The following is a 26741-nucleotide window of genomic DNA, read 5'->3' as shown; positions in this document are numbered from 1 at the left end:
ATTTATCAATAGATTGATAAATAGCACAGATTAAGCCATCTGGGACGGATGGATCAGCCTGATCCCCCTGCCGCTCGTCTTGCCCGATAGAAGCCAATACACGGATACGAGGGAACCATGCCGCGCCGCGATGGCTGAGAAGTCCCAAGGACATCAGCATCTTGCCGCATGCTTGGCATGTCGATTGTAGTCGAAGTCAAACATGAGCAAGCCGAACCTGGCGCAGGATGGGGACGTCTGCCCCTATCAATATCACCCTAAAACGACGTCATCCTTTGTCTGGGCACGCGTGCTGGAAAGCTGCTGCTAGGTTCACGGTCACAGCATTCTCGTCGGTCTGTCAGAGCGGGCTTCTCTCTGTGCCTGGTTCGCGGCGGGTAGCAAGCAAAATGCCCAAGCGACTCAGTGCCAGATGAGCCGTGATCGCTTCAGTAATTCAGAGGTAGAGCAATTGGCTTCGCGATCGAGGTGGTCAAGAATGAATCGGAGTCGGGATGGGCTGGCGCCATCTCTCAAAACTTTACAGTGGATAATATCCAAGTCGAGTTAGCACGCCATTGCCTGCGCGTTAATACCTACGCTTGCGCCGACGTTTAATTGTAAAGGCCCAAGCGATGCTCTCAAACTCTTCTTCGCTAAGCTTAGTTTTTGCCAAGGCCAAGTAACTCTTTTTCTGCCTCTTATTGAGTGCTAGCAAACCTAATAAACCAACCTCTTCGCGAGAAACCGGGAACGGAATGGAGTACGGTTGAGTAGTGCCTCTTATGAAGAGCGCATCGGCTGAGTCAATCACATTGAATGCTATTCCCAGCATCCAGTAGGCAACCGCGACATCACGAGGCCGCGATGAATCTGGCTTAAGTTGAGATGACAGTTTACCTTCCTGGCGCTTTGTCGCGGATATTGGCTTTGATGTACGGGAAAAAAAGTACGATCGGGCAAAACCTTGAGCGCCAGTCTCGCTTGAGTCTTGAAGCCAGCATGCCAACAAGAACTCTGCGGCATCTGCGGAAGGCGAAGTCGTAGCCAATAACCCCTCGAACCAGGATTGGACTTTGGCCGTCAATGCAACAAGACGATCGCTGTCTTTCTCTGCCTGATTGGATGATGAGTGCTGAAGGGGAAATTTGGTCGTGAGCCTGGAGGCTGGGCTGTCGATGTACTCCGCGTAAGCTCGCCAGGCCTTGTCCAAGAGCGTGAAGCCTGACGTACCGAATCTCTCAAGCATCACGGGCGCAGCGTGCCGCAAACACACACACCGTCGCGCCTGTCGCCATTCAAGTCGCCAGGCCGGGCTCACACCCGCTGCGAGATCGCATGTGAAGCATGCTGGACAGTAATTGAGAGCCTGCTGGTAGGGGATCATCTCAGCGACGGCCATTCTAAAGTGCTCGGATATGTAGAGTCGATCTGCCACGCTCAGCGATCGAAGCAGCTCAAGATTGCCGAATTGCATGTCAGGGTCGGCTCCGCCCTTACTGCAGAGTTCAATGAGCTCCTCAACCAGCATGTACTCAGAGCTGTGCGTCACCACCATGCTGAGTCTCGCCACCCAGGAGGAGAATGACTCGTTGTCGATGGCTGGAAAGGAATGCCGCAGATCCGTCATGGATGGCTCCGCTGCGATGACAGGTGTCTGCTTACCGCTTCCTGTATGACCTACCGCTTCGCCATGATCGCAGGACACCGATTCATCTTCCTGATAAGCCTCGACCCACATGGTGGAGATTTCAGACGTAACCTCGGCTACGTCGTAGTGCTGGTGCGCTTCGTGGGGTTTGCGGTGTTCGAGGTGGTCGGTTGACGTTTCTGTAGAGCGATCGACGATCTGCTGCATCAATGTCGTTACCGCTAGTCCTACCTTCCCTTTCGACATTGCATGCACAGCAGTAACATCTATCTCATCTATACGTTCTACCGAGTACGGCTGCTGGAGACATAAAGCCAGACTTGTGATGAAGTGACCGAACCGCGCGTCAGCGGGCATCGGCAGCAGGTGCAACGTTCTGCTTTCGATATTGGCATCTCTCAACGCAACCTTCATCCATCCAGCCTTAGAGGGGACACCCATGAGCACGAATCTGGCCTCGGGGCTACCTCGAATAAGCTCGACAATAGCCGCCGCATTGATTAACTCATCAACCTCATCGCTCCCGTAATTCTCAAGGTCGTGAACAATGAAGGTGTCGTAATGCCGGGCTTTCAATACAGCTCGCTGCAAGCGATGCAGGCTGGCCGAGGTAGACCCAGCCTTTTTGCTAATTTCATGAATCTGAAGCGAGACGTCCAGATTGGATTTGAAGCGGCCAGGATCAAGGACAGAGACCTTGTTCATCAGTAGAACACGTTGTCCCCGTTCCCCCAGTCGGAAATTGAGCTGCCTAGCAAAGGCCGTGGCTCCGCAACCAGGCTCTGCAAGGATCATCAGCACTTCACGTCGACCAAGTAACGCCGGCTCACGCTGGCAGGTCAAGAGCTCAAGGCAGTCGTTCAGCGCTTCTTGATTGCCAGAGTCATCAGACCAAAATTCAAGGGTGTCGTGCCTGACCAAAAATTTAATCCTCCTGAAGCCTGTTCGGGCTCTTGTGGACTCTGTATGAGCCCACCACACCTGCTGGACTAGTAAGGTCGGTCGCGGGCAGAAGTGCCTCTGAATCCGCTCAGGGCATCTGCATGACCGCGCCGATTTGAGTGCATATCAGAGTTTGGGGATAATCGCCTGCGCCGGGACTTCCCGGACTTTCAGTTTTTTCAGAGCATCGGTCTTGCCCTGCATGCTGTTCCAGGCATGAAGAATGCTGTCGGCATTGATGTATTCCTGTCCGCTCTCCACCGCCATACGGCAAGCCTCCGCCAAGATATCTTTAAGAGCGCGGCGGGAGCAGTATGTGATGTACGCTCCATCGACCAAAGCCGTTGTCTTGGCGTATGCTTTCAGATTGTCCAAGAGCGTGTCATTCACGACTGATGGCTGCATCAGGGGCATGTAGTACAGATAGCCTCGAATGAAAGACTCGCCCTCATAATCATTGTCCCATGGGGCGAGCGCGGCTACCCTGAGGTTGAATCGGGACTTCAGCGTGTCGTCCTCCCCGTAGACCTTATTCAGCCCTTTTGGCGTCCCGCTCAGGATCACATTCAGCTGCCAGTCGGCGCCAGCAAAGCCTTTGATCGCTCCGTACTCTCGGTTCATCCGCTTCTCCGACAACGTCTGTTCTACCAGCGGGATCTCATCGATGAACACACCGCGCACGTTTTTTTCCCTGATCAGCCTCTGCGCCGTCACTACGTCCCGGTAAGATTGGTTAAGGGGCCTTTTGTAGAACCTAGTACCAATCTCGGCTAGGAAGAGCTTCATGATGTTGAGGTTTGCAATGTTCTTGACGAGATCGATGTAGATTACTTTTCCCGCCCACTTAGATTCCGGCATGGAGCTTTGCGTTTGCCACCGTTGCCCCAATGAAGATTTTCCGAGACCGGGCAGCGCGACCAAGGACATGCCGGGATTAGAGGTGGTACGAGGCAAAGACAACAACCGTTGGACACTCTGTTCAGCCGCCATCGCTGTAGGGTGCAGCAGGAAAATCTCGCGCATGCAGGCCAGCGCCCTCTCCTCGCGAGGCAATTCCAACAGTTGCTGAGTCCTTTCATTGAGGTGATTCATAGGTCATCATCTCCCATCATCGGAGGGGCAGGTCCGCGCTGCCGTTGAGCGCTATCCTCAGGTTTTTTGTCGCCGACCCCGTTTGTAGCGTTGTCGAGGCCTGTAGGGAGCAACGTAGACGCCACACGCTCCTGCAGAGCAGCTGATTCTTCGAGCCTTCTCTGCTCGCTATCAGTAACCAGGCTTTTCATCAGATCTCGTTGATCATTAATCATGCGCAGTCCAAGATCGGTTACTTCGCCTCGGGGCAGGCCAGACTTTCGCTTGATATTCCACTCCCACATCGTTTTTGGAACATAGAGTGGATGACTCTTGTCGATAGCCTCGTTATTCTTCAGTTCTATTACATGCCATTTATCTTCAAACTCAACCCAGGCACGCCTTAGGTTGTTATGATCAAGCTTGACCCGAACACGCGCGCCAACTTTATTCCTATATGGCCCAACCTTATAAAGCAGGCCTAAAGTTAATATCCCTTCACGCCGAACTCTTACATAGCACTCATGCATGGCATCTATTCTAAACTGAAGAGGATCCTTCACAGTCCTTGGAGCTTTTATCACCCCATCCTGGATTCCAAAACTTTTGATCCACAGTTCGTTTGGAGTAAAACCATCATCTCCGGGAGTCTCATGCCAAATACAGATCTGAGTTATGATCAGTATAAATAAGTCAGTAACGCTATACGTCGCCGTAGACTGGGGATCTTCGCCACGTGCAATCTTTCGATTGGAGGCTATCGCACCTTTTAGTCTTTGCATAAATAAAGGATTTATCTTACCGAATCCCCGCTCGACCTCTCCTCCACTTTGGGGGCGCATTCGATTGTCAGGCTCTATACCGTGTTTAGCTAGCGCTGCTAACACAGTTTTTGCATTTAAATCCCCGCCGCCATCGACACGATAGAGCTCTCCGGCGCCGTACTGTATCCAGAAATACGCTCCCGAAAGTCCAAATTCTACAAGGAGGTCGATCTTAGACGTTACGGCCATCAACATAGCTTCAGCAAGAGTGTTTCTAGATGGGTATCGATACGAAAGCGAAAACCCTAGGAACGACCGAGTATGATCATCCACAATTATGGTCAGGTTGGGTCTACCGAGCCATTCTCCAGTTTCAGGATCCACGGCGTGACAGTCTAGCGGGCTGTTATCTGCATGGACAATCTGCAGAGCGTGAGTGGTCAAGACTCCATTATCGAATGTATCAAACTTATCACGCGCAGCTTTCACTCCTTTGTTACTAGCGAGAGCCTGGCGAGCTGAAATCTGGGCGTACCGTCTCCGGATGGTCGCATCTGCCGGAGCTTTCTGATTACGTTGCAAACACCGAGCACGGACTCCATTTATGACTGCCTTTACTGTCCCACCTGGGCCAGTATGATCCTCGACGATAGCAGTAGCTATGATGTCTTCGATATCCTTATCAAAACGGGTATCGCCTTTGCGTCGCCCTGCTTTGCCAGAAATAAGAGATTCCCAACTGGGCCACTGACGGTATTTCGCTAATAGTTCATTGAGAATTGTCGACTTGATGCCTAGCTTCGTCATTGCGTGTTGCTTATCTTCTTTCGTCACCTCTGCAGCTTCGTGCAAGGGCTTGATGACTCGCTCTCTCCCTTTAGCCGCTAAGATCTGCTCTGGTGTGTAGCGGGACGCTGGTTTGGGTTCGCTGTCCGCTTTCGCGCGCTGCTCGGCATCAGCGAGCGTCTCGACTCGCATACGATCTGTAGCTTCTGAATTGATTTTCTCCAGGCTACCCCGTGGAGCGAGGAAAGGGGGTGTCAGCCTGTCAGAGGCTTGGACGATATAGCTGTCCGATGCAACGTCGTATTCAGTAACCGTGAAAAGGCCACTGCGATCTTTGCTGAACACGGGCTCGCCGACTTTGAATTCCATCGGTCACCGCTGCGGTAGCTTGACTAAAGTGCTGTATTTATCGCCTTTCAGCTGCCCCAGTTCAGCGCGAAAGAGATGGCCGCTGTAGACCGCCAATCGTGATCGTACAAAACCGAGCGTTGGGCGCGGAAGGCCCAATAGGTCGCACTGTAGGCAGATATGTCTCCAGCAATTGGCGACGGAATAGTTAGGATGGGCAAACATCTTATATTCATGCTGAATGATGTACGTAGTTACGGCAGGAAGCCGATAGCTGGCGTCAGCCAAGGACGCGATCTCGAGGTACTCATACATAGAATGCCCCCCACTCTGAGGCTCTTCTGGAGCAACTAGAGAGCTGAAGAGCTTCCGAGCTTTTTTGATTTCAACAGCCATGTGCTCTTCAAACGCACCGGTGCCGTCAGGAATGACACGCACGCGCGAAGGGGGCAGCGTAAGCCGCAGACCATCCGAAAGCCTGCAGAGGCGAACTGACTCGCGCGGCGGCTTATGGATGCTGGTGACGATAAGCAGATCTGGGTGGATGTCCGAATTGGCGAAAGCCCCTACATAGGTCATTGCTCGGCTCCAAGCTAGCGACCGGTATGGTCGGATAACAACTGGAGGAAGAATAGACGTAGGTGGCCAGTGGCGTAGACCGCTTGTCCAAATTACCGGAGATATGTAACCTATTGATTTATATAGCGTGCATTTCACTTATTACCGTTTTTTTGGTTCAAATTGCCGGAGGTTAGTGAAAGCTAAATTTTTAGTTTCGAAATTTCAAGGGGTTAGGGAACGGCCGGAGATATGTGAAATTGAACACTTGCCATCCATCCTGCTGCGGCGGATTCCAGACACCCCCGCATGCTGATCATTCCTGCTCGTCGTTGTGAAACGGATCCGGCTCGGCGCTTCCCAATCCTGGGTAATCCCTTGTCCTCTCGACCTTGGTGCCGGTTTTAGTGAAGATTAGTGTGCCTGTCAGCACAACGCCCAGGGGGGCTCACGCATGAAGCCATTCAATCGCCGACGCTTCCTCACCACGGCGTTGCAGGCCATGGCCTTCGCGCCGTTTTTAGGTGTTCGTCCTGTGCTCGCCGACGACACCTTCCGGCCTTTGCGCTCGGTCGCCGCAGAACATGGGCTCGCGTTCGGCTTCGCGCTGGATGCTGCCCAGCTCGATACCAACCCCTCGTATCGGGATGTCGTGGCTCGGCAAGCGTCCATCGTGGTGCCGGAAAACGCATTGAAATGGGCTCAGGTCCATCCCGCCCCGGATCGCTACGCCTTCGCGCCGGTTGATCGTATCGTCGCGTTTGCGCAGGAGAACCGTCAGCGCATGCGCGGCCATACGCTGTGCTGGCACCGCGCCCTGCCCGACTGGGTTACCCGCATAGCGACACCCGCCAATGCGAAGGAGGTCTTGACGCAACATATTGCGGCGGTGGTTGGCCGTTACCGCGGCAAGATCTTCTCCTGGGATGTCGTCAATGAGGCCATTCAAGTCGACGACGCGCAGGCAGGTGGACTGCGCGATGCCTTCTGGTACCGGATGCTCGGTCCCGGATACATCGACCTGGCCTATGAGGCCGCGCACCGTGCCGATCCGGACGCCGCACTCTGCTATAACGATTACGGACTGGAAAGCGACTCACCTGCTGGCACGCGCAAGCGCGCCGCCGTGCTTGCCCTCCTCCGTACCATGAAGCAGCGCGGCGTGCCGGTGCATGCGCTGGGCATCCAGTCCCATTTGCGCGCTGCGGACCCGCACAACTTCGGTCCCGGGCTTGCCGCGTTTCTGCGACAGGTGCATGACCTGGGCCTTGGCATCTACATCACTGAACTCGATGTGGACGACAGTCAGTTGACGGGCGACGTGAACCAACGCGACGCCATCGTGGCCGACACGTACAAGCGATACCTGGAACTGGTGCTCGGCACGGGAACAGTGTCAGCTGTATTGACCTGGGGTGTATGGGATACCGTGCATCGCACCGGTGCTACACCTTCGACGGGACCATCGGCACAGCGACCGCTGGTGTTCGGGCCACAGGGAACGATCAAGCCAGCCAGTTGGGTCGTCGAGCACTGCCTGGCGGTATGACGAGCGAGCTCCGATATTCACTCGGCTGTTATCGGGAGAGTAGGAAATCGAGGTTTGTTGGCAAAGATGGTGAGTAGGCCGCGCAGCGCCAACATCCCGTCATGCGGCGTATTAACCAGCTTCTGAGCGGAGGTATCGAGCGATTTGTTCGACGCTACAATAGAAATCTTGCGTCGCAACGGCGGGGAAAAGATCCCCGTGCGTCACGACGTCCCTCGCGCAGTCTTATTCGCCGAGCTTAGACTCGACGCAGCCGGTACTGGTGCACTCGCGTTCGCGCTCCTGCAGGAATGCCATACGTTTCTGGGTCATGTCGACCGCACAGTCCAGATTGACGAAGTAGCCGCTCGGCTTCTCTTCGCTGCATTGATTATCGCGCTGCTTTATCCAGGCGAGTTGGCCAGTTTTCAGCGAGCTCTGCTGCGTTGGATTGAGATGCTTACGCAGGCCCGTGTATTCCTGATTCAGATCGCGGTCAGCCTGTGAGAACAGGTTGCCAGCACAGTAAACCTGATCGAACGCGTTACGCGGCTTGGCACACCCCGCAGCGTGTGCGCCCAGGGGAAATACGACAGCCATCAGGACAATTGCGATCTTCTTCATCTTCCACTCACTTCTCTTGGTTGAAATTCTTGGCTGAGTAGCGATATTCCCTCCGGTCACGGCTGGCAAGCAATGACCCCTTGCGAAATTGCATCTGCGATCTTCGCAATCGTTGCGGGGTTCTGCAGGCGTGGTTCCTCGTCGGGATTGGCAATAACACCCGCTTCAACGAGCAAAGCCGCCATCGGGGCCGTTTTGAGCACGATCAGATCATCGAAACGGTGAATACCAAGCCTTTGATCGATAAGCGGCCGGTTTTCGCCTTTGATGGGTGTCGCGTGATAAAGAGAGGGTGTTTCGCCAGCCGCCAGCAGTTTCTCACCAATTGCCTTTGCGCAGGCAAGGCTTTGTTGATATTGCGGGTTTCGCATGGACACAAAAATCGAGTACCCCTTGAACTCTCGACGGCGGCCTGCGTTGATCCACTCCTGCTGCATGGAGTCATGATGAATTGAAATGAACAGGTTTGCGCCCGGCTCTGCATCGGGTCTGTCAGCTAGTGTGATTTCGCGACTGTCTGCACCCGTACGCGTGACGCGATCACCGTCGGCCTGAAGATCGCGCGCAACTGCCGCACTCAGATCCAGGTTGTAAAGATGCTCGACCCTGCCGCTTGCCCCCGTTGCGCCTGGATGAGCCGGTGTGTGACCCGTATCGACGATGACCCGGTCCGCATAACAAGGCGAGACGCACAACACGAAAGTAAACGGAATAATTCTCGAAGTCAGCACTTTGAGCATTGTATTTTGCCGACGGTATTGGTTGATAGAACGACGTCGATCAGGGCGCAAAGGTGTATTCAAAATGCAGTGCACCTGAATGTCGCTTATGTTGGCATGCAGTGTAGCGAAAACCGGCCTTTAAGTGTTGGGGGGATTCGTACGATTCCTTGGTATTGGTAAGCTACGAACGGCCGGGGTTGCGCACGACTTTACGTTGTAAATGAGCGTTCCGAGCCTGTTTTCAACGCAGCATCACGCGCGAAGCCCGCAGATACATTTGCACGGAGCCTATTAAATCGGAGAGATGGCCTGGTGTGGGCGAAATACTGCCGGTAATGCATAATCTGCGCCAATGATCGCGGCATGGAGCGAATGTGTAGTTTCGCTTGCAAACGTGTTCTTCGAAGTTTTATAACAGTCAACACTGTCGCACTATAATTGTGCAAAAAACAACTATCACTACAATGGGATGAACATATTTTTTATATGACCTTTATCATTTTTGATCGAGCTATACGCGATCGGTTATGATATGCGCTATTTATAGTAGTGGAAGCACAGTGCATGTCCTGCAGAATTATCGTGGCCGACGACCACCCGTTATTTCGTGAAGGCTTGTTGCGAACCGTCGAACGCCTGGTGCCCGACGCAGTGATCGAACAGGCCGGCAGTCTTGATGAAGTGCTTGAACTTGCGCGCTCTGGAGACGAGATCGATACGCTCTTGCTGGACTTGCGATTTCCCGGTCTTACTTGCTTGCGTAGCATTGCTGAACTTCGCAACGAATTCAAACGCACTACGATCATTGTCGTGTCCATGATCGATAATCTCGAAACGATTTCAGAGGTCATGTCGATGGGCGCGGATGGCTTTATCGGCAAAAATATTGATCCGCAAGACATTGCCGAAGCGTTTATCGCCATTCGCAATGGCGAGACTGTGGTCAAGTACAAACCGGAGGGCTCGATTCTCAGTGATGTGGAAATGCCCGCGCTCACCCATTTGACGGGGCGACAAAAAGAAGTATTGGTGCTGGTCGCATCTGGTAAGACCAACAAGGAAATTGCCAAAGAGCTGGGTATTTCGCCCTTTACCGTGCGCATCCATGTTTCCTGTCTGTTGAAGATATTGGGCGTGCCGACCCGGTCAGCCGCGGCAGCACAATTTTCCAGCCTGTCCATCAAGTAGCCACTATGTCGATATTGCCTAAACGCATCGATCTGGAAATGACTCAGGCACTTTTGCGCATGGCAGTCATTGCCACTTCGACCTTGTACACGCTCATTACCTACGAACTGGGCGAAGTTTCCGAAGAGCGAATGGTCGTCATTCTAGGTTACTGCCTGGGGTTTGGCGTCGTGACAATTGGTCTGATAGTGCGTATCGCTCAGCGTCCAGGTGCCTCCGGCAGACGCCGCCTGTTCGCCCTGATCACTGATAATCTGGCGGGGATCGTCACCCTCACCGTCGGAGGGGAAGCGTTGCTTCCCGTATATTCAGTGATGCTCAGCATGACCGTGGGGTACGGCATGCGCTACGGGCGCAATTACCTGCTGCTGGCGACCGGGTTTTCGATGATTTCATTACTGATCATCATCGCCCTGACACCCTTTCTGCGTGAGCATCATTCTGTCGCGGTCATGATGATTCTGACCATGCTGGTGCTGCCGCTGTTCGTTTACTTTCTGCTCGGCCGACTGCACCTGGCACTTGAAGAAACCGAAGCCGCCAATCAGGCCAAGTCACGGTTTCTGGCCCAGGCCAGTCATGATTTGCGACAACCGATTCATTCCATCAGCCTGTTTACCGCCTGCCTGCGTGACGCCAGTCTGGGTGACAATGAACGGCGACTGGTCAATAACATTGATCGTGCGCTGGGGGCGGTCGAACAGCTGTTCCGCTCGCTGCTGGACATTTACACACTCAATCGAGGTGAAGTCACACCTCGTCCTGAAACGGTCGATGTGGATTTGCTGCTCAAGGGTTTAGCGAGCCAGAACAGCGAAGCCGCCAGTTGGGCAGGTGTGCAGATTCGTGTACACAGTGGCAATTATCACGTGCGCACCGACCCCGCGTTGCTGAGTACGTTGCTGCAGAATCTGATTTCCAACACCTTCAAATATGCGCCAGGCAAATCGATTCTCCTTGGCTGCCGTCGGCGCGGGAACAAACTCTGTATTGGTGTGTACGACCAGGGGCGCGGTATTTCTGCTGAGCACCTGCCACATCTGTGCAACGAGTTTTATCGGGTCAGGGAGACACGTGATCGAGACATTGAAGGTGTCGGGCTGGGCTTGAGTATTGTCAGCCGGATTGCCAGACTCATGAACCTGCGGGTTAATATCAGCTCGACCCCGGACCACGGAACGGTCGTTACCGTTGCAGGGCTGCCTATCGTCGCAGCCAACCTCCCTGCCCCATCACCGGAGATCGACTGGAACACGCGGCTGCTTGGCGGTCTGCGGGTTATGCTGATCGAGGACAATCACAGCGTGCTGCAGGCCACTGCCATGCTGCTGCGCAATTGGGGCTGCGAGGTCCAGACATCAGGCAGCATTCCTGAAGGGCTGTTTGACTGTGATCTCGTAGTCACCGATTTTGACCTGGACCGGAGCGCGTCAGGCGCCGACTGCATTGCCTACCTGAACCAGCTGCAGGGCCGCCGGATTCCCGCCATCGTGATCACCGGTCACGAACTTCAGCACGTAAGACAAGCCTTGAATGACCCGGATATTCCGGTGCTTTCAAAACCGGTTCGACCCGCAGAACTTCGCTCTCTGCTGCGCAGCTTCAAAATCACGGCCGATGAACGACAACAACCTGATGCCGACCACGGGAGCGTCACATTGCCCGTAGATTAGAGATACAGCGCAGTGATCTGCATCTTCTACCAGCCGCGGCTATGCACTCACGCTGTTGCCGCTTTTAAAACCTGTATGTTGCGCCCACGCCAAAAAAACTTGCGCTGTTTTGATATTCGGCACTGTAACTGGCCAAGGCATTGGCACGGTTTACGTTCACACGCTCTTCCCGGAGCCAGGAGTAGGCGATATCGATTGTCAGATTCCTGGTCAGGTCGTAAGCCGCGCCCAGACTGTATATAGTTCTGTCCCCCGTGGGCGTACGAGGTGAGCGATTCGTATTGCTGGTCGGGGATTGATCAAAACGGATGCCTGCGCGCAAAAGCCACCGGGCGTTCAATTGGTAAGAGGTACCCAGTGCCTGCGCCCAGGTATCGTGCCAGTCCAGCCCGCCCGCAACAGCATTCGACAGCGAAGAGGCAAGCACACCGCCCGCCGCCGGACTGATGCTTTGCGTGCTGAAACTCAAATCTTTCATACGGCTCCATCGAGTCCAGGTTGCGCCCGCGTAGAGCTTCCAGGCATCACCCAGGTCCTGTGTGACTGAAAGGTCCACAGACTCCGGAGTATCCAGTTGCATCGCACAATCGTAGCGATTGCTGGTCAGCACTTGTGGTGGGGTTCCGGCACCTGTGGCCACACGGGTGTGGCAATCGAGGTGATACCGGACCGCAGAGTGGTAAGTCACACCGGCACGCGCGGCGTCGGTCAAGTTGGCTAAAAGGCCGATATTGAAGCCAAGGGCTACATCATCCCCCTCCACTTTCACGTTGGTGTCAGGGATGGCAGGACTGAGTGTCAGGTCGGATTCCAGATCGCCCTTCAGCCGGTTAAGGGTCGGTCCGAAGCCGATTGACACCCGATCATTGAAGGCGTAACTGATGGCCGGCTGCAGGGTGATGACCTTGACATCGCTTTTACTGGCGAACGCGCGCCCTTGAAAGCCGGACTCGTAGTCCGTTGCCAGACCGAACGGCGCATAAATCCCCACCCCGAACGCCCAGTGTTCATCCATTGTGTAGGTATAGAAACCGAAGGGAATGGCCTGGAACGGCACCATGTCCCCTTTGTTCGTGCCGTTTGAGCGCCCACTTGCGTCGCGAATGTCAGTGGACACGTCGATGAACGTGACGCCACCTGTAATCTGTTGCCCTTGCAGACGCGCCATGCCAGCAGGGTTTCCATAAACAGTGCTGGCGTCGTCGGCAGCAGACGCACGTCCGGCAAATGCTGTTCCCATGCTGCTGGTGCTTTGCTCATTGAGTGCAAAACCACTCGCATACAGGTGTGTTGAGAAAAGCGCAAAAGTGAGGCCCAGCGTAGTCTTGTGCATAGGTTCGAATACTCACAACAATGTGTGTTCAAAAGACTCAGTTGCCCGTCACCCTGATTTTCACCGCTTCGTATACAACAGAAGGTTTTCCATCAGTAGAAAAAGAAATCGATTTCACCGGGCGGCCGCGATATGGGCCGTCTATGGGAAACCAGGCCTTATTTGCGATCACGTTTTTTCGATGATCAGATTGTTGGACATCCGTACTGGTTTCAGTGGTAAACGCACAACTATCAAACGTACCAAGCGCTGTGCTGATTTTCTCACGTCCATGGTAGGTAAGCTTTTCCGAGGCGCTGAATTCGATCTCTGCGCTGCTCGAATGCACCTTGCCTCGGTATTGCGTCGTGACGGTCTGGCCTGGCTGTAAGTCAATCGCAGTGGCAGGAGGCGGATCGTAGGTCGTTGTCACCTGGGAAGCTCCCGAGCCATGGCTGTCGCCGTAGCGCACCAGTTTGCCATCAACGATATTGGAAAAGGTTGTGGTTGTGTAGATCGGCTGATCGCCGTTGTAAGAGGTATGTAGAAACGCCACTGCCATAGCGCCCGCAAATGCCTGAGGTCCGAGCGTTTCGGTCCTGCTGCGGCCGAGCAGATCCGGCGCGGCGCTGGAGCGATGGAGTGCCTCCACGATCGTTCCGGTCTTATAGTCTGATTCGTTGAGGCAGCCCGCAGAAGATTCACTGTTGGCAACAGCGGCCCAAGTCGGTACGCAGGCGAGTATCACAGCCGTTAATAAAATGAAGCGAGACGCGCCCCTGCAGGAGGTTGCTCTCTGACGACACGTCACGCTGATTCTATCCATGTTACGTATTAATCCTTGGTTACCATTCCAGAAAAAAGTGGAATATTTAGTAAAGCCTGTAGTAGTCCACCACATCATCCACGAAGTAGATAATCAACCTTGTCCCTTGGGTTTGGCTTTGAACTTTCTTGGTGCCCGTCACACTGCTGATATCGCTGGCGACACCCTGAGCCTTGGAGACCTGTGCTGAGGCGTCATACATTTGCAGGCTTGTCTCGGTCGAGACATATTTATGGGCCAGGGTCATGTACTTTTCCAGGCCTTCCTGATTTTTATCATACGTCCAGTTTGACCCATTACTTCTACTGGTCGCGTCAAGCTCCTCCTCGGCAGGAGCGCCGAACAATTGCGTTACCTGACTTTTGGTAGTCTTGCCGGGAATGATGGTTTTTTTCAAATACACGGCATCAAATTTTTGCGCACCCGGGTTTAAGGAACTCATTAAGTCTGAAGTATTGGCGCATCCCCCCAGAACGAAACTCAATACGACCACCGCGAATCCGAACCTAAGTATTTTTCCATGCTTTAAGGACATAAGCTTACCTTGAGTTATGTTCAGGAGCGCTCATTTCGATCGAGCGTACGGTGAGGTTGACCCAACACCGCTCAATCCACCGGCACACTGGAGTCAAAAGAATGAACACGAGCAAACACTTCCCCTCCGCAGACTGGAAAGAGTCACTGCGCATTATTTGGACCCAGGATCTTACGGTTTTTTCGAGCCCGTTCAGCTTAAGGATAAGCGCCAATGAGCGCCATAGTACAAGTGTGCTATAGGCGACTGAAGGCGGAAACCCTAAGGTGACGTGACAACCGTGAATTTGAATTGATGCACTCTGCAACAACCAAGACAGTAAACACGAAGGGAATCGGGATAATCAAGTTACTGCTTGTCGCTATATCCTTTCTCGTGCTGTAAGGACTATCAATATGAAAGAAGCTGTAGCAGCGACGTTGGTTTTCGCTATGGCACTGGGCATAGTTGCGTGTAAGAAGCAGGACTCTGCTGCGCAGAACAGCAATCATGCAACAGTGTCTGCAGCCAATGCCTGTAGTGCCGAAGAGCAGCGAACGAAGCGTTCAACAACCGAAAGACAACAGGGCTTTCGATCGTCCAGCCTTAATGTATCAAGCGTGCCGCTGGGCGCCTTCCCTTATATCAAGCTACCCACCGGATATTTGCCGGGAGCCACACCTGATATCGCCGATTTTGACCAAGTACCGTTTTGGACAGGTGATCGACTCGAACCGGTAGAGGGAAAGGTCTGGTCGGCGCATATCAGTACAGCGCAAGACAAGACATTCTCGGACATAGAGTTAGAACGCAACATCGAAGCGATGGTCTTACAGCTGGGCGGCAAAAAGGTGTTCGACGGCAAGATCCCGGAAGCAGCAGGCCAGGAGATCAAAGAGTGGCCGCACGATTTTGCGGTCAAGTACAACAGCGGTCTGGGAAATATCTGGAACGATCCCGCCCAGGTATTCGTCGTACACCGAGCAGATCGCGACATATGGATCCATTTGTGCAGTTACCAGTTCGGTGGAGGCCTGCTCATTGCCGAGACCAAGCCATTGGAAATTACCGCCAGCTTATTGCGCGCCAGTGACCTCAAGACCCGGATCGACGAGGCCGGGAAAGTGATAGTACATATCAACTTTGCCACTGATCACACCGAAATCCTTCAAGATGCGCAACCGCAGATTGAGCAGATTGTCCAGCTGCTTAAACAAGACACATCACTGAAGTTGGCGGTAAATGGTTATACCGACGGTACCGGCAACCCTACACACAATAAGACACTTTCAGAAGGTCGAGCCAACGCCGTCGTCGCAGCCCTTATTACCCAGGGTATTGATCCAGCCAGATTGGCTGCTGCGGGTTTTGGCAGCGCCGATCCGGTGGCCGACAACGAAACCGAAAATGGCAAGGCACAAAACCGCCGGGTCGAGTTGGTCAAGCAGTAAGTAATCTGAAGACTTTGACTTGACGTCTGCAACCGCTTTCCAGGCCAGGCGACGGCCCCTGACCGCTCACGCAATATAAGTGGGCGGTTGGGTGTAGCGTTTAATTAACCTTTAATCCGGGATTACCTAGTCCATATGTACTATTGAACTGACAGAATACCAGAAATAAAATCTCACCAAGAGTACCCAAGCGCGTGGGAAAATCGACAGGGCGAGTTCTTAATGACAGCGCCTTAACTCCGATTCCTCAATCCTGCGTCTGGGCACAAACACTGATAAAAAACATGGAAAAAACTGCATGCGAAAGCCTGATAAATATCGGCTGTGGGTGGTAGCTATTATCGGCATTCTTATCTCAGGATGCGGCACCACCGGCGGGATCGATGAAATAATTGCCCGACAAATGTGGCGAGGAAAAACGCTGGCTCAGGCTGTCGATTCTTATGGCCAACCTGACCGCACATTTGTATCCGGGGAAAACGGTGAGAAAAAACTCCAGTGGTTTATGGATGGCTCCTATAATCGGAATATTTATCTTGGCAGCTCCACACAAATGCAAAACGGCGTCATGGTGACCAATAACAATTGGGACACGTCGATCAAGAAAGGCACCTGCGTGATCACCTTGACCTTCGATAAAAATGATGTGGTGACTGACTTTGATGCCAACGATGGCAATAATCAAATCACCCACACTTGCGTCAACAAAAGCTCTTACTGATCCAGTCTTGGCAATCGTGCTGATTTTGGATGGGTGACTCCTGTCCTCCCAGGCGAGTTATAGGCAGGCCCGGTCCAGAGGGTTCTTTGATCGAGGTTTGCCTGATGGCCCTGTATGACCCCCTCTTCCTCTATTCTTTTGCGCCTTCGCCAACAAGCCGCCTTGACGGCTCATTACGGCCAGTAGGTTCAATTCGACTGACTGTCTCTGGTATGAAAACGATACTGTCCCTTGCCTCGATGTTTGGCTTCATACATCGCGGAGTCTGCAGCACGCATGATCTCTTCGACGCTGCTCCCGCTTTCAGGCAGACAGGCAATGCCTATGCTTGCGCCCAACAGGAAGCTGTCTTGATCCGCTGCGACTTGCTTGACCAGTTTCTCGGCGACCGCAGCAACGTCTTCACGGCTGTCAACGCCTTCAATGATGACGGTGAACTCGTCCCCGCCAATCCTCGCCAATCGGTCATACGGTCGTAAACACGCCTGCAATTGAACGCTGACCCAACGCAAAGCCTCGTCGCCACGGTCATGGCCGAACTTGTCGTTGATCTGTTTGAAGCCATCCAGGTCAAGGAACAACAATGCTCCCAGCCGCCCTGTGCGCTGATTACGCGAAATGGCGGCCTCCAATGCCTGCATGAACCCGCGGCGATTAAGCAGCCCGGTAAGCGGATCAGTGATGGTCATGACTTCAAGCTTGCGGTGCAGTTCTCGCACCGCAGACATATCCAGCGCCAGGACCGTCATGGCCTGTTGCCCGTCCGGCAACGGCGAGCATGACAAGGCAACCGGGATGATCTGGCCATCGCGACTGCGCAGATTGGCGTCGTGTAGACGAAGGTTTTCGCCGCGTTGCAAGTGATCCAGCCACAGCGAGGTTTGCCAGCTTTCTTCATGAGGCGTTTCGATCCACGCCTGTAACTCTGTGCCCTGCAGTTCATTGCCGGAGCAACCGAGCATGCGCGTGATGGCCGGGTTGGCGAAGCGGATCAGACCGTCGCTGTCCACCACCAGAATACCTTCGGCGGTATTGTCCAGAATCGAGGCGTTGAATGAACGCTCCCGCTCCAGTTGCTCACTGGTGCGCAGCAGACTGCGCCGATAATGATCATGCTCCAATAGAATCCGTGCCTTGTGCAGTAGCATGGTCGGATTCACCGGTTTGGTCATGAAGTCTACCGCGCCTGCTGAATAGCCTTGATTAAGCACAGCATCGGTCTGGCGCATGCCCGATACAAAGATGATCGGAGTAAAACGGCTATTGGGGTCTGCGCGCATTCGCCGGGCGACTTCAAAACCATCCATGCCCGGCATCTGAACATCCAGCAGCGCCAGGCCAACTTTCCCGGTGGCCATGACTTCCAGTGCTTTAGTACCGGAGCTCACACAGCGAACGGTTCTGCCGAGCTCCTCAAGTAACTCCTGCATTTCCTCCAGGTTTTCTTCCTGATCGTCTACTACAAGAATTTCCAATACTTCTTCTTGCACCTGCAATGCGCACCTCCATGTACATAAAACCCAGTTGCCATCAGGCCGGTCGCTGGACAGATGCGAGCCAATGCCGCAATAGCATAGTACTGGATACGCCGGGCGTCGCCTTTTGGCCCCCTCCTCCGATTTCTTTGCGCTAAATAAGCCGTGACTGAGCAAATCTCTCACGTTACTGTTGAAATTCTCCGATAACCAGAAAAGAGAAAAGACCCTAGCGAGCCCGGCCATGTATCCCACGAACTTCAACCGGCATAAAGTGGCCAACACTCCGTATGCAGACTGGCACCGGGACACACAGGAGTCAGAATGAGTCAGCGTGCTTACTGATCAAAGCGCAAATCCACATAATCCACGGACGGCGGATCGCAAGGGTTGTCCATTTCCTGCATGCGCCAGAACTTGCGCGCACCGGTGATCTTGAAGGTGTATTCGCCGTCCCGGACACAGGCCTTGCCCCCGGCCAGATAGGAAACCTGGGTGACGATGCGGCCCTTGAAGGTGAAAGTCTTCGCGCTGACCGAGGTGATGATGCCATCGACCATCAGCTTGTCACTCGTCTCGCTGGAAGTTTGCTGACCGCTAAGGTAGAGCGTGCCGTTGCGCTCATCCACTGTGCCCAGGCCGGCTTTGTCCTTGTCCCAACTGATCCATTGCAGGGTCATTTTGTGCTGTCCCAGCAGCTTTTTATAAGCGCCCTTGTCCTGGATGACGGTCGGCCCGGGTGGATCGGAAGCCAGTAAAACAGTGGAAGAACACAAAAGTGCTGCGCCAAGGGCGAGCGCGAACTTACCAATCATAAGCGGGGAATCCTTTTGCTTTGATGATGGAGCCGGTTCAGCCGTGGGTTATCACTCCGGTCATGGCGGTGAACTGACTTTGTCGATTGCGTAATTTATCGAGGACTTCAACGGGCGTCGATTCCCGGAACACCACCATGTGACCGACTTCACTGCCACCTTCGGTGACCCGTTCGATATCGTTGATCATCCAGGTCTTCAGCTCTTCGAGCGTGATGCCCAGTTCCTGCGCCACTCGTTGCTTGAAGCGCTCAGCGTCGTACTGGTTGAATTGATCGTTGTTCATCAGGGGCTCCTGCTTCGGTTGTGAAGTTAAGGCCACGTTGGGGCGTCACAGTTCACTTTCGGTCAGTCGGCACTGATATGCCCCCCTTGTTAGTAGCTGACCGAAGACTCGTTGCGTTTCGCCTCCATGGTCTAGTCTCTCCATCAATGTCGGCTTTCGGTCGGCAAACCTGCCTGTAACGAAGGCCAAAACCATGCAGAGTTGTAGCGGATAGGTGGCCCCTGCCCCCCAGGACTTGTCCCCGAGGAAGTTCAATTTTCAAGAGAGATTTATGCCTCCAGCCGACGTAAAAACTGCAGCGTTTTTGGCCCAGAGGCCCGGCCTTGGTGTGCCGGACCGGGCTTTGCTCAGGCGATTTGAAATAGCTTCGATATGGCTGTGCAGCGCGGCGATTCTGGTGGGTCTTTTGGCATTGGTGGGTTATTTGCTGGACATTTCCGGCCTCATACGTTTGGGCGCAGGGCTTCAGGGAATGTCGCCTCTTACTGCGACCGGCTTGATCTGCGTGGCTTCGGCCAATCTGCTGGTGCATAAATCAAAATGGCTGATGTGGAGTTGCCTGGCAGTAACCTCCGTTATTACCACGCTGGTCCTGATGAGTCATATGTTCATCGGCCGGGACGTGGTCAGCCTGTCAACCGCCACGCTGTTGTTCCCCCAGCGCTCGGCGCCTGTTGGCCTTACTTCAATCGCCACGGCGACATGCCTGGCATTGCTGGCGTTGTCACAGACGATGCGTGCAATCGGCAAGCACAACATCTGTGAGTGGCTGGCGGCCGCTACGCTGGTTATTGCCGGGCTGGGAACTTTGGGTTATGTCTACGGCGTCAAAGATCTTTATTCACTCTATCCCTTCAACACCATGGCCCTGCATACAGCCCTCGCCCTGCTTTGCCTGGCTGGGGCTACATTACTGACACAGTCCAGAGGCTGGATGGCGATAGTCGTTTCGGCCAGAAGACCTGGCTCAGTCACTCGACGGCAACTGACACTGACCGCGATGTTGCCGATCACCGGCTGGTTGCTGATCTATGCGGTCAATACCCAACTCATAGGGGCCGCGACCGCGATCGCCCTGGTGGTCGTTCTGATGTTTCTTCCATTGGTCGCGCTGATCATAAGGGACGGCGTCATACTTGCCCGGCTGGACGACGAACAGCGTATCAACCAACGTCTGGAAGGCGATATTCGGGCCGCGTTAGAACTTGAATTACATGAAAAGCGCCAGGCTCTGCAAAATGAAACCCAGCAGCGCAGAAACGCTGAAGATGCGATGTACCGCGCCCAGCGCCTTGAAGCCATCGGCCAACTAACGGGCGGGATAGCGCATGACTTCAATAATCTGTTGATGGCCGTGTCCGGCAACCTTGAGTTTGTCCAACGTAAACTGCCAGCCGATTCTCCAGCGCTCAAAAATCTGTCCAGAGCGGCTCAGGCAACGGAAAAAGGGATCAAGCTGACGGCCCAATTACTCGCCTTTTCCAGAACCCAGCGCCTGGATGTAAGAGCGGTTGGGCTCAATGAAATCATCAAGGCGTCAAAGGAACTGCTCGGCAATGCCCTCGGCCCCCGGATTGATGTAGAAATCACGCTGGCTGATGAGGAGATCTGGATACAGACAGATCCCCTGCAATTTGAACTGGCCATCGTCAACCTTGCATTGAATGCGCGGGATGCCATGCCAGATGGAGGGAAGTTTTCCATCAATGTCGGCAACGTCTCGGAGGTCGAATCGACGGTGGACGTAGTGGTCACTGACACCGGTAGCGGGATGACTGCGCAAGTTGCTGCAAAGGCCGGTGAGCCGTTTTTTACGACGAAAGAACATGGTAAAGGCAGCGGCCTGGGATTGGCGCAGGCTTATGGTCTTTGTCGCCAGAGCGGTGGAGATCTGCGCATTATCAGTGCGGTCGGGAGAGGCACTACAGTGGTGCTGTCCATGCCCAAAGCAGAGGCTGGCACGGCCCAACCCGTGGGCGCAGATGAACCGCAACCCGGCGGTGCGATGACGCTTCCCCTGCCGGGGCAAGCGATTCTGGTCGTCGACGATGACGATAATGTCCGCAGCGTAATAACCGAATCACTCAAGTCGCATGGGCATACGGTTTATGAAGCCGCCAATGCCGCTGCCGCATTAACCATCCTGGAATCAAATAGCTGCGCCATCGCCGTCATGGATTTCCTGATGCCAGGCATGAACGGCGCCGACCTCGCCAGAAAAGCCCGTTCAATCCAGCGCGAGTTGCCAATCATATTTGTCAGCGGCTTCTCGGATACCCTGGCCCTGGACTCTATCTTCAACGCCGTTGTCCTGCGCAAACCTTTCGAACTCGAACGGCTGCATGAGGCGATTGGAAAGCTGATCAAGCTTGATAAGCCTTCCGTCAGGAGTGAATCGCTGTAGGAGTCAGACAGCCCTCACACTACAAACCGGCTTACCAACTGATTGAGATTGACCGCCAGCTTCGACATCTCGCTGCAGGCAACGGCTGTCTGGCTCGCCCCCGCTGAACTCTGCGCCGCCAGTTCACGAATGCTGATCAGGTTGCGGTCGACCTCATGGGCCACATGGGCCTGCTCTTCGGACGCGGCGGCGATCAGGATATTGCGTTCGTTGATCTGGCTGATGCCCATGGCAATCTGATCCAGCGAGCTGCTGGCTTCCTGCGCGACATCAAGGGATTCGGTCGCCAGTTCCTTGCTGGTATTCATCGATTGCACGGCTTGTTCTGACTCGCCCTGAATGGCCGTGATCATCTGCTCGATTTCTTGCGTCGACTGCTGGGTGCGGTGGGCCAGCGCCCTCACCTCGTCCGCAACCACGGCAAAACCGCGGCCCTGTTCACCGGCTCGTGCGGCTTCAATGGCAGCGTTGAGCGCCAGGAGATTGGTCTGTTCGGCGATGGCGCGAATGACCTCGACCACCTTATTGATGCTCTGTGCCCGGTTCGACAGGCCTTGAATCTGGTCGCTGGTGTTTTCCACGTTGCCGCTCAGCTTTTGAATGGACTTCAAGGTCTGGGCCACACGATCAAGGCCGACCTCAGTGACTCCATGGGTGCGTTTCGACTCTTCAGAGGCCGCTTCGGCATTACGGGCGACTTCATCCACCGCCGCGCTCATCTCGGTGACCGCCGTAGCGGCCTGATTGACTTCATCGTTCTGCGCGACCAGGCCGCGGCTGGACTCTTCTGTGACCGCTGTCATTTCTTCTGCCGCCGAGGCCAGTTGAGTGGAAGATTCGGATATTTCCAGGATGGTGGCGCGCAGGTTCTCTTGCATTTGGGCAAGGGCCTTGAGCAGTCGCCCCGCTTCATCGGTTCCGCTGACCAGAACCTCCCTGGACAGATCGCTACCGGCAATACGCTCGGCAACGGACAAGGCATCGCCGATGGGCGACGTGATACTTCTGGTCAGCATGATTGCCAGGCCGATGGTCAGCAACACTACCCCGGCAATCAGGCCGACAACCAGCCAGAGTCCTGCGCAATAATGATTGGCTGCATTGTCGCCTGCTGCAGCTGCGCCCAGGTTATTGGCGTCGGTCAGCTCTTTGATCTGCCCTTCCATCTTCGACGTTATGGGCCGGATTCCGCTGACATTCAGGTTACCTATCGCGGCCAGGTCACCGCTTTTCATCAACGGCACGAGCAAATCCAGCTGTCTGGAATACGCCTCGGCAGAGGTCTTGACCGCCTGATAAAGCGTGCGCTCCTGATCGCTTGTGATGAAAGGCTCATAGTTGGCCACGGCATCCGAGAATGCCTTGCGAAAGCCCGGGAAGGTTTCGATGGTCTTTTGCATGTCCTCGCGTCCGGCGATGGCCCGCTGGACTTCAAGCCTGAGTCGCATCACCCCGGCGTTCATCAGTGCGGTTTGCCGCACGCTGGGCATCCAATTGGTCTCGACCTCTTTTTCCGCTTCGCGCAGATGGCGCATCTGCACCACCGCAACGACGCCAAGCACAAAAACCAGGGCGATGATCAGCGTAAAGAACAACGCTGCACGTGGGGCTACGTTGAGATTTCTAAGGCGCATACGGGCTCCTGACTTCCATGGAAAAGGTAGACCTGTAAAAGAACTATCGACGCGGAATGCAAATCTTTAAGCAGCGTAGGCGGGTTTTCTTCGATGTGCCTGGCGGCAGCCGACTTGTTGTCGGGAGTAGACGCAGTGGTGTCAGTTACAACGTCTGGCGAACCAGATTAGATAACGATGTAGTCGTTTCGTTGAACCACACCGCTGTGCTCGCCTTCGACCAGATGGATATAGCGCCCGTCTATCAGGTCGATCGGCAGGCAGTCGTCAATATCCATCACCGCATCGGTATGAGGCTTGCTCCATTGCCCAAGCATCCGCTGCTTGCCTTTGGATTTGGCTTCGTTCTTGTCCTTCGCCACGACCAGCAGATAGTGGTGCGCTTCACCAAAAGCCTGAGGGTCATAGCCGCCCAGATTGATGAAATACAAACGCGGCGACCCGGGCCGGGGAGCCAGCGGGCTGATTTCCACCTTAAAGTTCTCGACGCCATCGACGGCCATCCAGGCGTCGATATGCAGTCCCGCAGGCTTGCCGAACCAGCTCTGGCGCAGTTGCGGATAGGCTGCCTCCAGACTTTGCGCTACAACGAAGGCGACGTCATGAACTTCAATGGCTGCCTTGGGATGTTTGCCGCCCAGCATCACAACATAAAGCATGGTGTTCCCTTGACGAGATGTTGCGCGTGAATACGGTTCAACTACTGAAGCCGGCTGTTGGAGCGGCGCACGATCTTGATCGAATGCTTGAGGTTGGGCTTGCGTGTCACGCTGATCGGTCGTTGCGTGACGGTATCGATGGTGATGTTCCAGAACCCGGTGCTGGGCACCACGATTTTTGCCGGAAACTTGTCGAACGCTCCGCCGTGATAACTGTGACGTCCGCCATTCTTGAAGCTGCGAAAGTTGGCGTCGTTCATGAGTCGAATATTGCAGGTGTTTGAGCACTCGATGACGACGATATCGTCTTCGTTAAGGTGCTCTCGCTGGTGAATGAACTTCATGGGGGGCTCGGTTTATATATCGCTGACGGGCAAGGATATCACGGCGATTTCGCTGACTGCGGCAGAGGCCTGATTCCATGTCACTTAGTCCAGACGAAACGCTATGACACTGTCCCCCAGCTTGACCCCCATGGCGCCATGGCCACCGGCAGCAATCACCACATACTGCTTGCCGTCCCTGCCCATATACGTGGAAGGCGTGGCCTGCCCGCCTGCCGGCAATTCCGTCTGCCAAAGCAGCTCGCCCGTATTGACGTTGTAGGCGCGCAAGAAGTTATCGGCGGTCGAACCGTGGAAAACCACCCCGCCTGCCGTAATCAACGGCCCGCCGTGGGCCACCATGCCTACCGGTAGAGCAAGGGGAAAACCGCCCGGCAGAAAGCTGGTCTTGAGATTTTTGGTGGTGCCGATACGGCGCAGCCACTGGGTCTTGCCGCTGTTCAGGTCAACGCCGACCATGGTTCCCCAGGGCGGCGCGATGCAGGGGATGTCCAGTGCGGAGACGAACTGCTTGATCCGGATTGCGTAGTCGCCCTCGAAGTTTTCGTTCCAGTACGGTTTGCCTTCTTCGGTAAACAAGCGCTGCTCGGCATTGGCAGCGCTACGTTTGAACAAGGTGTAACGGTAGGCCAGGCGTACCGGGGCGCCGATCAGAAGTTGCCGCTGCGGGTCAACCGCCACCGAGCCCCAGTTGAATACGCCGATATTGCCCGGAAATACCAGGCTTCCCGACTCGGTGCCGGGCGTCCACGGATTGCCGTCGTAGCGCAACTTGCGGTAGCTGATGCGGCAGGCCATCTGGTCGAAAGGCGTCAGCCCCCACATGGCTTTTTCGCTGAGCGGTTCAGGGATGAAGTTGAGCCGGGATACCGGTTGGCTACTGGCAAAATGTTCACCGGCCACGCCGCCCTGGGTGGAAACCTTGACCTGGTCAACGGGAATGATCGGTTCACCGGTCAGTCGGTTGAGCACGAAAATATTGCCGGTCTTGGTCGGCAACACCACCGCCGGTTGCTTGCGGCCCTCCTCGCCCAGATCGATCAGCGACGGCTGCGCGGGATTATCGCGATCCCACAGGTCGTTGTATGAGGTCTGGAATTTCCATTTGAAAGCACCGGTTTGCAGATCCAGGGCGACCAATGTGTCGCGCAACTTCTCGGTGTTACTGTCAGGGTCACGGTTGCGCCCCAGCTCATCCGGCGAGGCGTTGCCAAAAGGTATGTAGACCAGGCTATTGCCCATGTCGGCGCTGAGGGTGCCCCAGGCTACGGGCGTGTCCTGGGCGTAGTCCTGATCAGCAACAATGGGTTGAGTGTTCTGCGGTTGGGCCGGATCGAAGTTCCACACCAACCTGCCGCTGAGCACGTCGTAGGCCCTGATCACCCCGGACGGGTTGCCCGCGTTATAACCGTTGTCCATCACCGACCCGCCGACAATGATCAGCTTGCCTGCTACCAGGGGGGCGGCCGTCTGCATCAGGGCATGGGGACGGATCTTGCCCATGTTGGCCCTCAGGTCGAGGATCCCGTTCTCTGCGAAATCTGCGCAGGGCTTGCCGGTGTCGGCGTCCAGCTCGATCAGTCTGGCGTCTGCGGTAGCGGTAATGATCCTTTTCGCACACTGCGCCGTTGCAGCCTGGGTGTCAGGTGTCGCGTAATAGCTGACGCCCCGGCAGGTTTGGTGCTGCTGAAGATAGGAGCGAATTTTCTCCGGCGTGTACTTCCAGATCAGTCGACCTGTCTGTGGGTCGAGGGCGTGCACTTCGTTATGCGCGGTGCAGAGATAGAGCTGGTTATTGACCTTCAGTGGCGTCGCTTCAAAGGTGTATTCGCCGGCATCCTTGTCCGGGTCGCGCAGATCGCCAGTGTGATACTCCCAGGCGACCTTGAGGTCTTTCACGTTGCCCGGGGCAATCTGATCGAGTCTGGAGAAGCGTTGGCCGTCGGTACTGCCGCCGTAAGCGGCCCAGTCGTCCCCTGCTCCACCAGCCACCCCGGCAGACGTCGGATTGCTGATTGTGCCCGGCTGCGGATAGGGATCGTAGAACAGCAGGCCTGCCACCAGCGTCATCATCACCAATACGGTGCCGCCGAGAAACGGATGAAAGCCCTGCCCGTTTCCTGTCAGTCGGCGCACCACCGGCGGCAATGCCAGCCACAGCCCCAGCAGGGCGAACACATCACCGCGCGGGATCCACTGCCACTTATCGAAGCCGACTTCGCCAACGATCCACGCCAGAATCGCCCACATTAACAGGGCGTAAAACGTCAGCGCTGCCCGTTTCCCGAGGAACAACAGCACCGCGGTCATCAGCACGCCTGCACCGATCAGGGCATAGGCTGGAGTGCCGCCGACGGCCAACAGTCCGTACCCCATATACATAACGGCAACAGCCAGTATCGCCATGACGATGCTTGTGAACTTCAACACCATTAAACGCCCCGCTCTATTGGATAACGCCTACGC

General features: G+C 54.9%; 22 protein-coding genes and 1 pseudogene. 6 read left to right on the top strand and 17 right to left on the bottom strand.

The window, feature by feature from the left end; translation table 11 throughout:
- Positions 1-568: 568 nt before the first annotated feature.
- From AC1Z24_RS16015 to AC1Z24_RS16000, 4 genes are all read right to left on the bottom strand, one after another.
- Entirely contained in the window at positions 569-2551 is a 1983-nt protein-coding gene (locus AC1Z24_RS16015; protein WP_483741696.1) for a TniQ family protein, read from the bottom strand.
- Positions 2552-2698: 147 nt separating this feature from the next.
- On the bottom strand, positions 2699-3664 hold the full coding sequence (locus AC1Z24_RS16010; protein ID WP_483741695.1) for a TniB family NTP-binding protein: 966 nt from the start codon (positions 3662-3664) through the stop codon (positions 2699-2701).
- Positions 3661-5562 carry an integrase gene (locus AC1Z24_RS16005; protein ID WP_483741694.1) on the bottom strand — a complete coding sequence of 634 codons (1902 nt, stop codon included), beginning with the start codon at positions 5560-5562 and terminating at the stop codon, positions 3661-3663. Before AC1Z24_RS16005 ends, AC1Z24_RS16010 begins: the two co-directional genes overlap by 4 nt.
- 3 nt (positions 5563-5565) lie before the next feature.
- Positions 5566-6120: a hypothetical protein gene (locus AC1Z24_RS16000; RefSeq protein WP_483741693.1), complete on the bottom strand. Its 555-nt coding sequence runs from the start codon at positions 6118-6120 to the stop codon at positions 5566-5568.
- A gap of 433 nt (positions 6121-6553) precedes the next feature.
- On the opposite strand from AC1Z24_RS16000, the gene AC1Z24_RS15995 reads away from it, so the two are divergent.
- The gene (locus tag AC1Z24_RS15995) at positions 6554-7648 is read left to right on the top strand and encodes an endo-1,4-beta-xylanase (RefSeq protein ID WP_483741692.1); all 1095 of its coding nucleotides are present in this window, start codon (positions 6554-6556) and stop codon (positions 7646-7648) included.
- Between the two features lie 225 nt (positions 7649-7873).
- Here the strand turns inward: AC1Z24_RS15995 and AC1Z24_RS15990 are convergent, their stop codons facing one another.
- Both AC1Z24_RS15990 and AC1Z24_RS15985 read right to left on the bottom strand, forming a co-directional pair.
- Entirely contained in the window at positions 7874-8251 is a 378-nt protein-coding gene (locus AC1Z24_RS15990; RefSeq protein WP_483741691.1) for a lysozyme inhibitor LprI family protein, read from the bottom strand.
- A 56-nt stretch (positions 8252-8307) separates the two neighbouring features.
- Complete coding sequence (locus tag AC1Z24_RS15985) at positions 8308-8991, bottom strand: N-acetylmuramoyl-L-alanine amidase family protein (protein WP_483741690.1); 684 nt, start codon at positions 8989-8991, stop codon at positions 8308-8310.
- A 546-nt stretch (positions 8992-9537) separates the two neighbouring features.
- On the opposite strand from AC1Z24_RS15985, the gene AC1Z24_RS15980 reads away from it, so the two are divergent.
- Together AC1Z24_RS15980 and AC1Z24_RS15975 are read left to right on the top strand one after the other, a co-directional pair.
- Positions 9538-10161, top strand: a complete 624-nt coding sequence (locus AC1Z24_RS15980; protein WP_483741689.1) for a response regulator — start codon at positions 9538-9540, stop codon at positions 10159-10161.
- A 38-nt stretch (positions 10162-10199) separates the two neighbouring features.
- Positions 10200-11834 (top strand): hybrid sensor histidine kinase/response regulator, encoded by a 1635-nt coding sequence (locus tag AC1Z24_RS15975; protein ID WP_483746637.1) that lies wholly within the window; start codon positions 10200-10202, stop codon positions 11832-11834.
- A 64-nt stretch (positions 11835-11898) separates the two neighbouring features.
- On the opposite strand, the gene AC1Z24_RS15970 is transcribed toward AC1Z24_RS15975, so the two are convergent.
- From AC1Z24_RS15970 to AC1Z24_RS15960, 3 genes are read right to left on the bottom strand one after another with little or no spacing between them, the layout of a single operon-like run.
- Complete coding sequence (locus AC1Z24_RS15970) at positions 11899-13167, bottom strand: OmpP1/FadL family transporter (RefSeq protein ID WP_483741688.1); 1269 nt, start codon at positions 13165-13167, stop codon at positions 11899-11901.
- Positions 13168-13204: 37 nt separating this feature from the next.
- Positions 13205-13972: a hypothetical protein gene (locus AC1Z24_RS15965; RefSeq protein ID WP_483746493.1), complete on the bottom strand. Its 768-nt coding sequence runs from the start codon at positions 13970-13972 to the stop codon at positions 13205-13207.
- Between the two features lie 46 nt (positions 13973-14018).
- Positions 14019-14507, bottom strand: a complete 489-nt coding sequence (locus AC1Z24_RS15960) for a hypothetical protein (RefSeq protein ID WP_483746492.1) — start codon at positions 14505-14507, stop codon at positions 14019-14021.
- 395 nt (positions 14508-14902) lie between these two features.
- Here AC1Z24_RS15960 and AC1Z24_RS15955 point away from each other — a divergent pair, with 395 nt between their 5' ends.
- Both AC1Z24_RS15955 and AC1Z24_RS15950 read left to right on the top strand, forming a co-directional pair.
- Positions 14903-15937 (top strand): OmpA family protein, encoded by a 1035-nt coding sequence (locus AC1Z24_RS15955; protein ID WP_483746491.1) that lies wholly within the window; start codon positions 14903-14905, stop codon positions 15935-15937.
- Between the two features lie 298 nt (positions 15938-16235).
- Entirely contained in the window at positions 16236-16658 is a 423-nt protein-coding gene (locus tag AC1Z24_RS15950) for a hypothetical protein (protein WP_483746490.1), read from the top strand.
- A 188-nt stretch (positions 16659-16846) separates the two neighbouring features.
- Here AC1Z24_RS15950 and AC1Z24_RS15945 read toward each other — a convergent pair whose 3' ends face one another.
- The 3 genes from AC1Z24_RS15945 to AC1Z24_RS15935 form a co-directional block, all read right to left on the bottom strand.
- Positions 16847-18379 (bottom strand): diguanylate cyclase domain-containing protein, encoded by a 1533-nt coding sequence (locus tag AC1Z24_RS15945; RefSeq protein ID WP_483746489.1) that lies wholly within the window; start codon positions 18377-18379, stop codon positions 16847-16849.
- A gap of 92 nt (positions 18380-18471) precedes the next feature.
- A complete protein-coding gene (locus AC1Z24_RS15940; RefSeq protein WP_483746488.1) occupies positions 18472-18948 on the bottom strand; it encodes a hypothetical protein in 477 nt (158 codons plus the stop codon).
- A gap of 37 nt (positions 18949-18985) precedes the next feature.
- Positions 18986-19234 (bottom strand): hypothetical protein, encoded by a 249-nt coding sequence (locus AC1Z24_RS15935; RefSeq protein WP_483746487.1) that lies wholly within the window; start codon positions 19232-19234, stop codon positions 18986-18988.
- A gap of 271 nt (positions 19235-19505) precedes the next feature.
- Here AC1Z24_RS15935 and AC1Z24_RS15930 point away from each other — a divergent pair, with 271 nt between their 5' ends.
- Entirely contained in the window at positions 19506-21638 is a 2133-nt protein-coding gene (locus AC1Z24_RS15930) for a response regulator (RefSeq protein WP_483746486.1), read from the top strand.
- 14 nt (positions 21639-21652) lie between these two features.
- On the opposite strand, the gene AC1Z24_RS15925 is transcribed toward AC1Z24_RS15930, so the two are convergent.
- From AC1Z24_RS15925 to AC1Z24_RS15905, 5 genes and pseudogenes are all read right to left on the bottom strand, one after another.
- Positions 21653-22357, bottom strand: a complete 705-nt coding sequence (locus tag AC1Z24_RS15925) for a methyl-accepting chemotaxis protein (protein ID WP_483746636.1) — start codon at positions 22355-22357, stop codon at positions 21653-21655.
- A gap of 198 nt (positions 22358-22555) precedes the next feature.
- Positions 22556-23272, bottom strand: a pseudogene (locus AC1Z24_RS15920) (MCP four helix bundle domain-containing protein); the annotation flags it as partial.
- Positions 23273-23439: 167 nt separating this feature from the next.
- Complete coding sequence (locus AC1Z24_RS15915; RefSeq protein ID WP_483746485.1) at positions 23440-23931, bottom strand: DUF1543 domain-containing protein; 492 nt, start codon at positions 23929-23931, stop codon at positions 23440-23442.
- A 41-nt stretch (positions 23932-23972) separates the two neighbouring features.
- Positions 23973-24275 carry a DUF1883 domain-containing protein gene (locus AC1Z24_RS15910; protein WP_259103523.1) on the bottom strand — a complete coding sequence of 101 codons (303 nt, stop codon included), beginning with the start codon at positions 24273-24275 and terminating at the stop codon, positions 23973-23975.
- 84 nt (positions 24276-24359) lie between these two features.
- On the bottom strand, positions 24360-26708 hold the full coding sequence (locus AC1Z24_RS15905; protein ID WP_483746484.1) for a membrane-bound PQQ-dependent dehydrogenase, glucose/quinate/shikimate family: 2349 nt from the start codon (positions 26706-26708) through the stop codon (positions 24360-24362).
- Positions 26709-26741: the final 33 nt, after the last annotated feature.

This window comes from Pseudomonas sp. JL23, from assembly GCF_056933585.1.
This window is presented reverse-complemented; position numbering and strand designations above follow the sequence as displayed.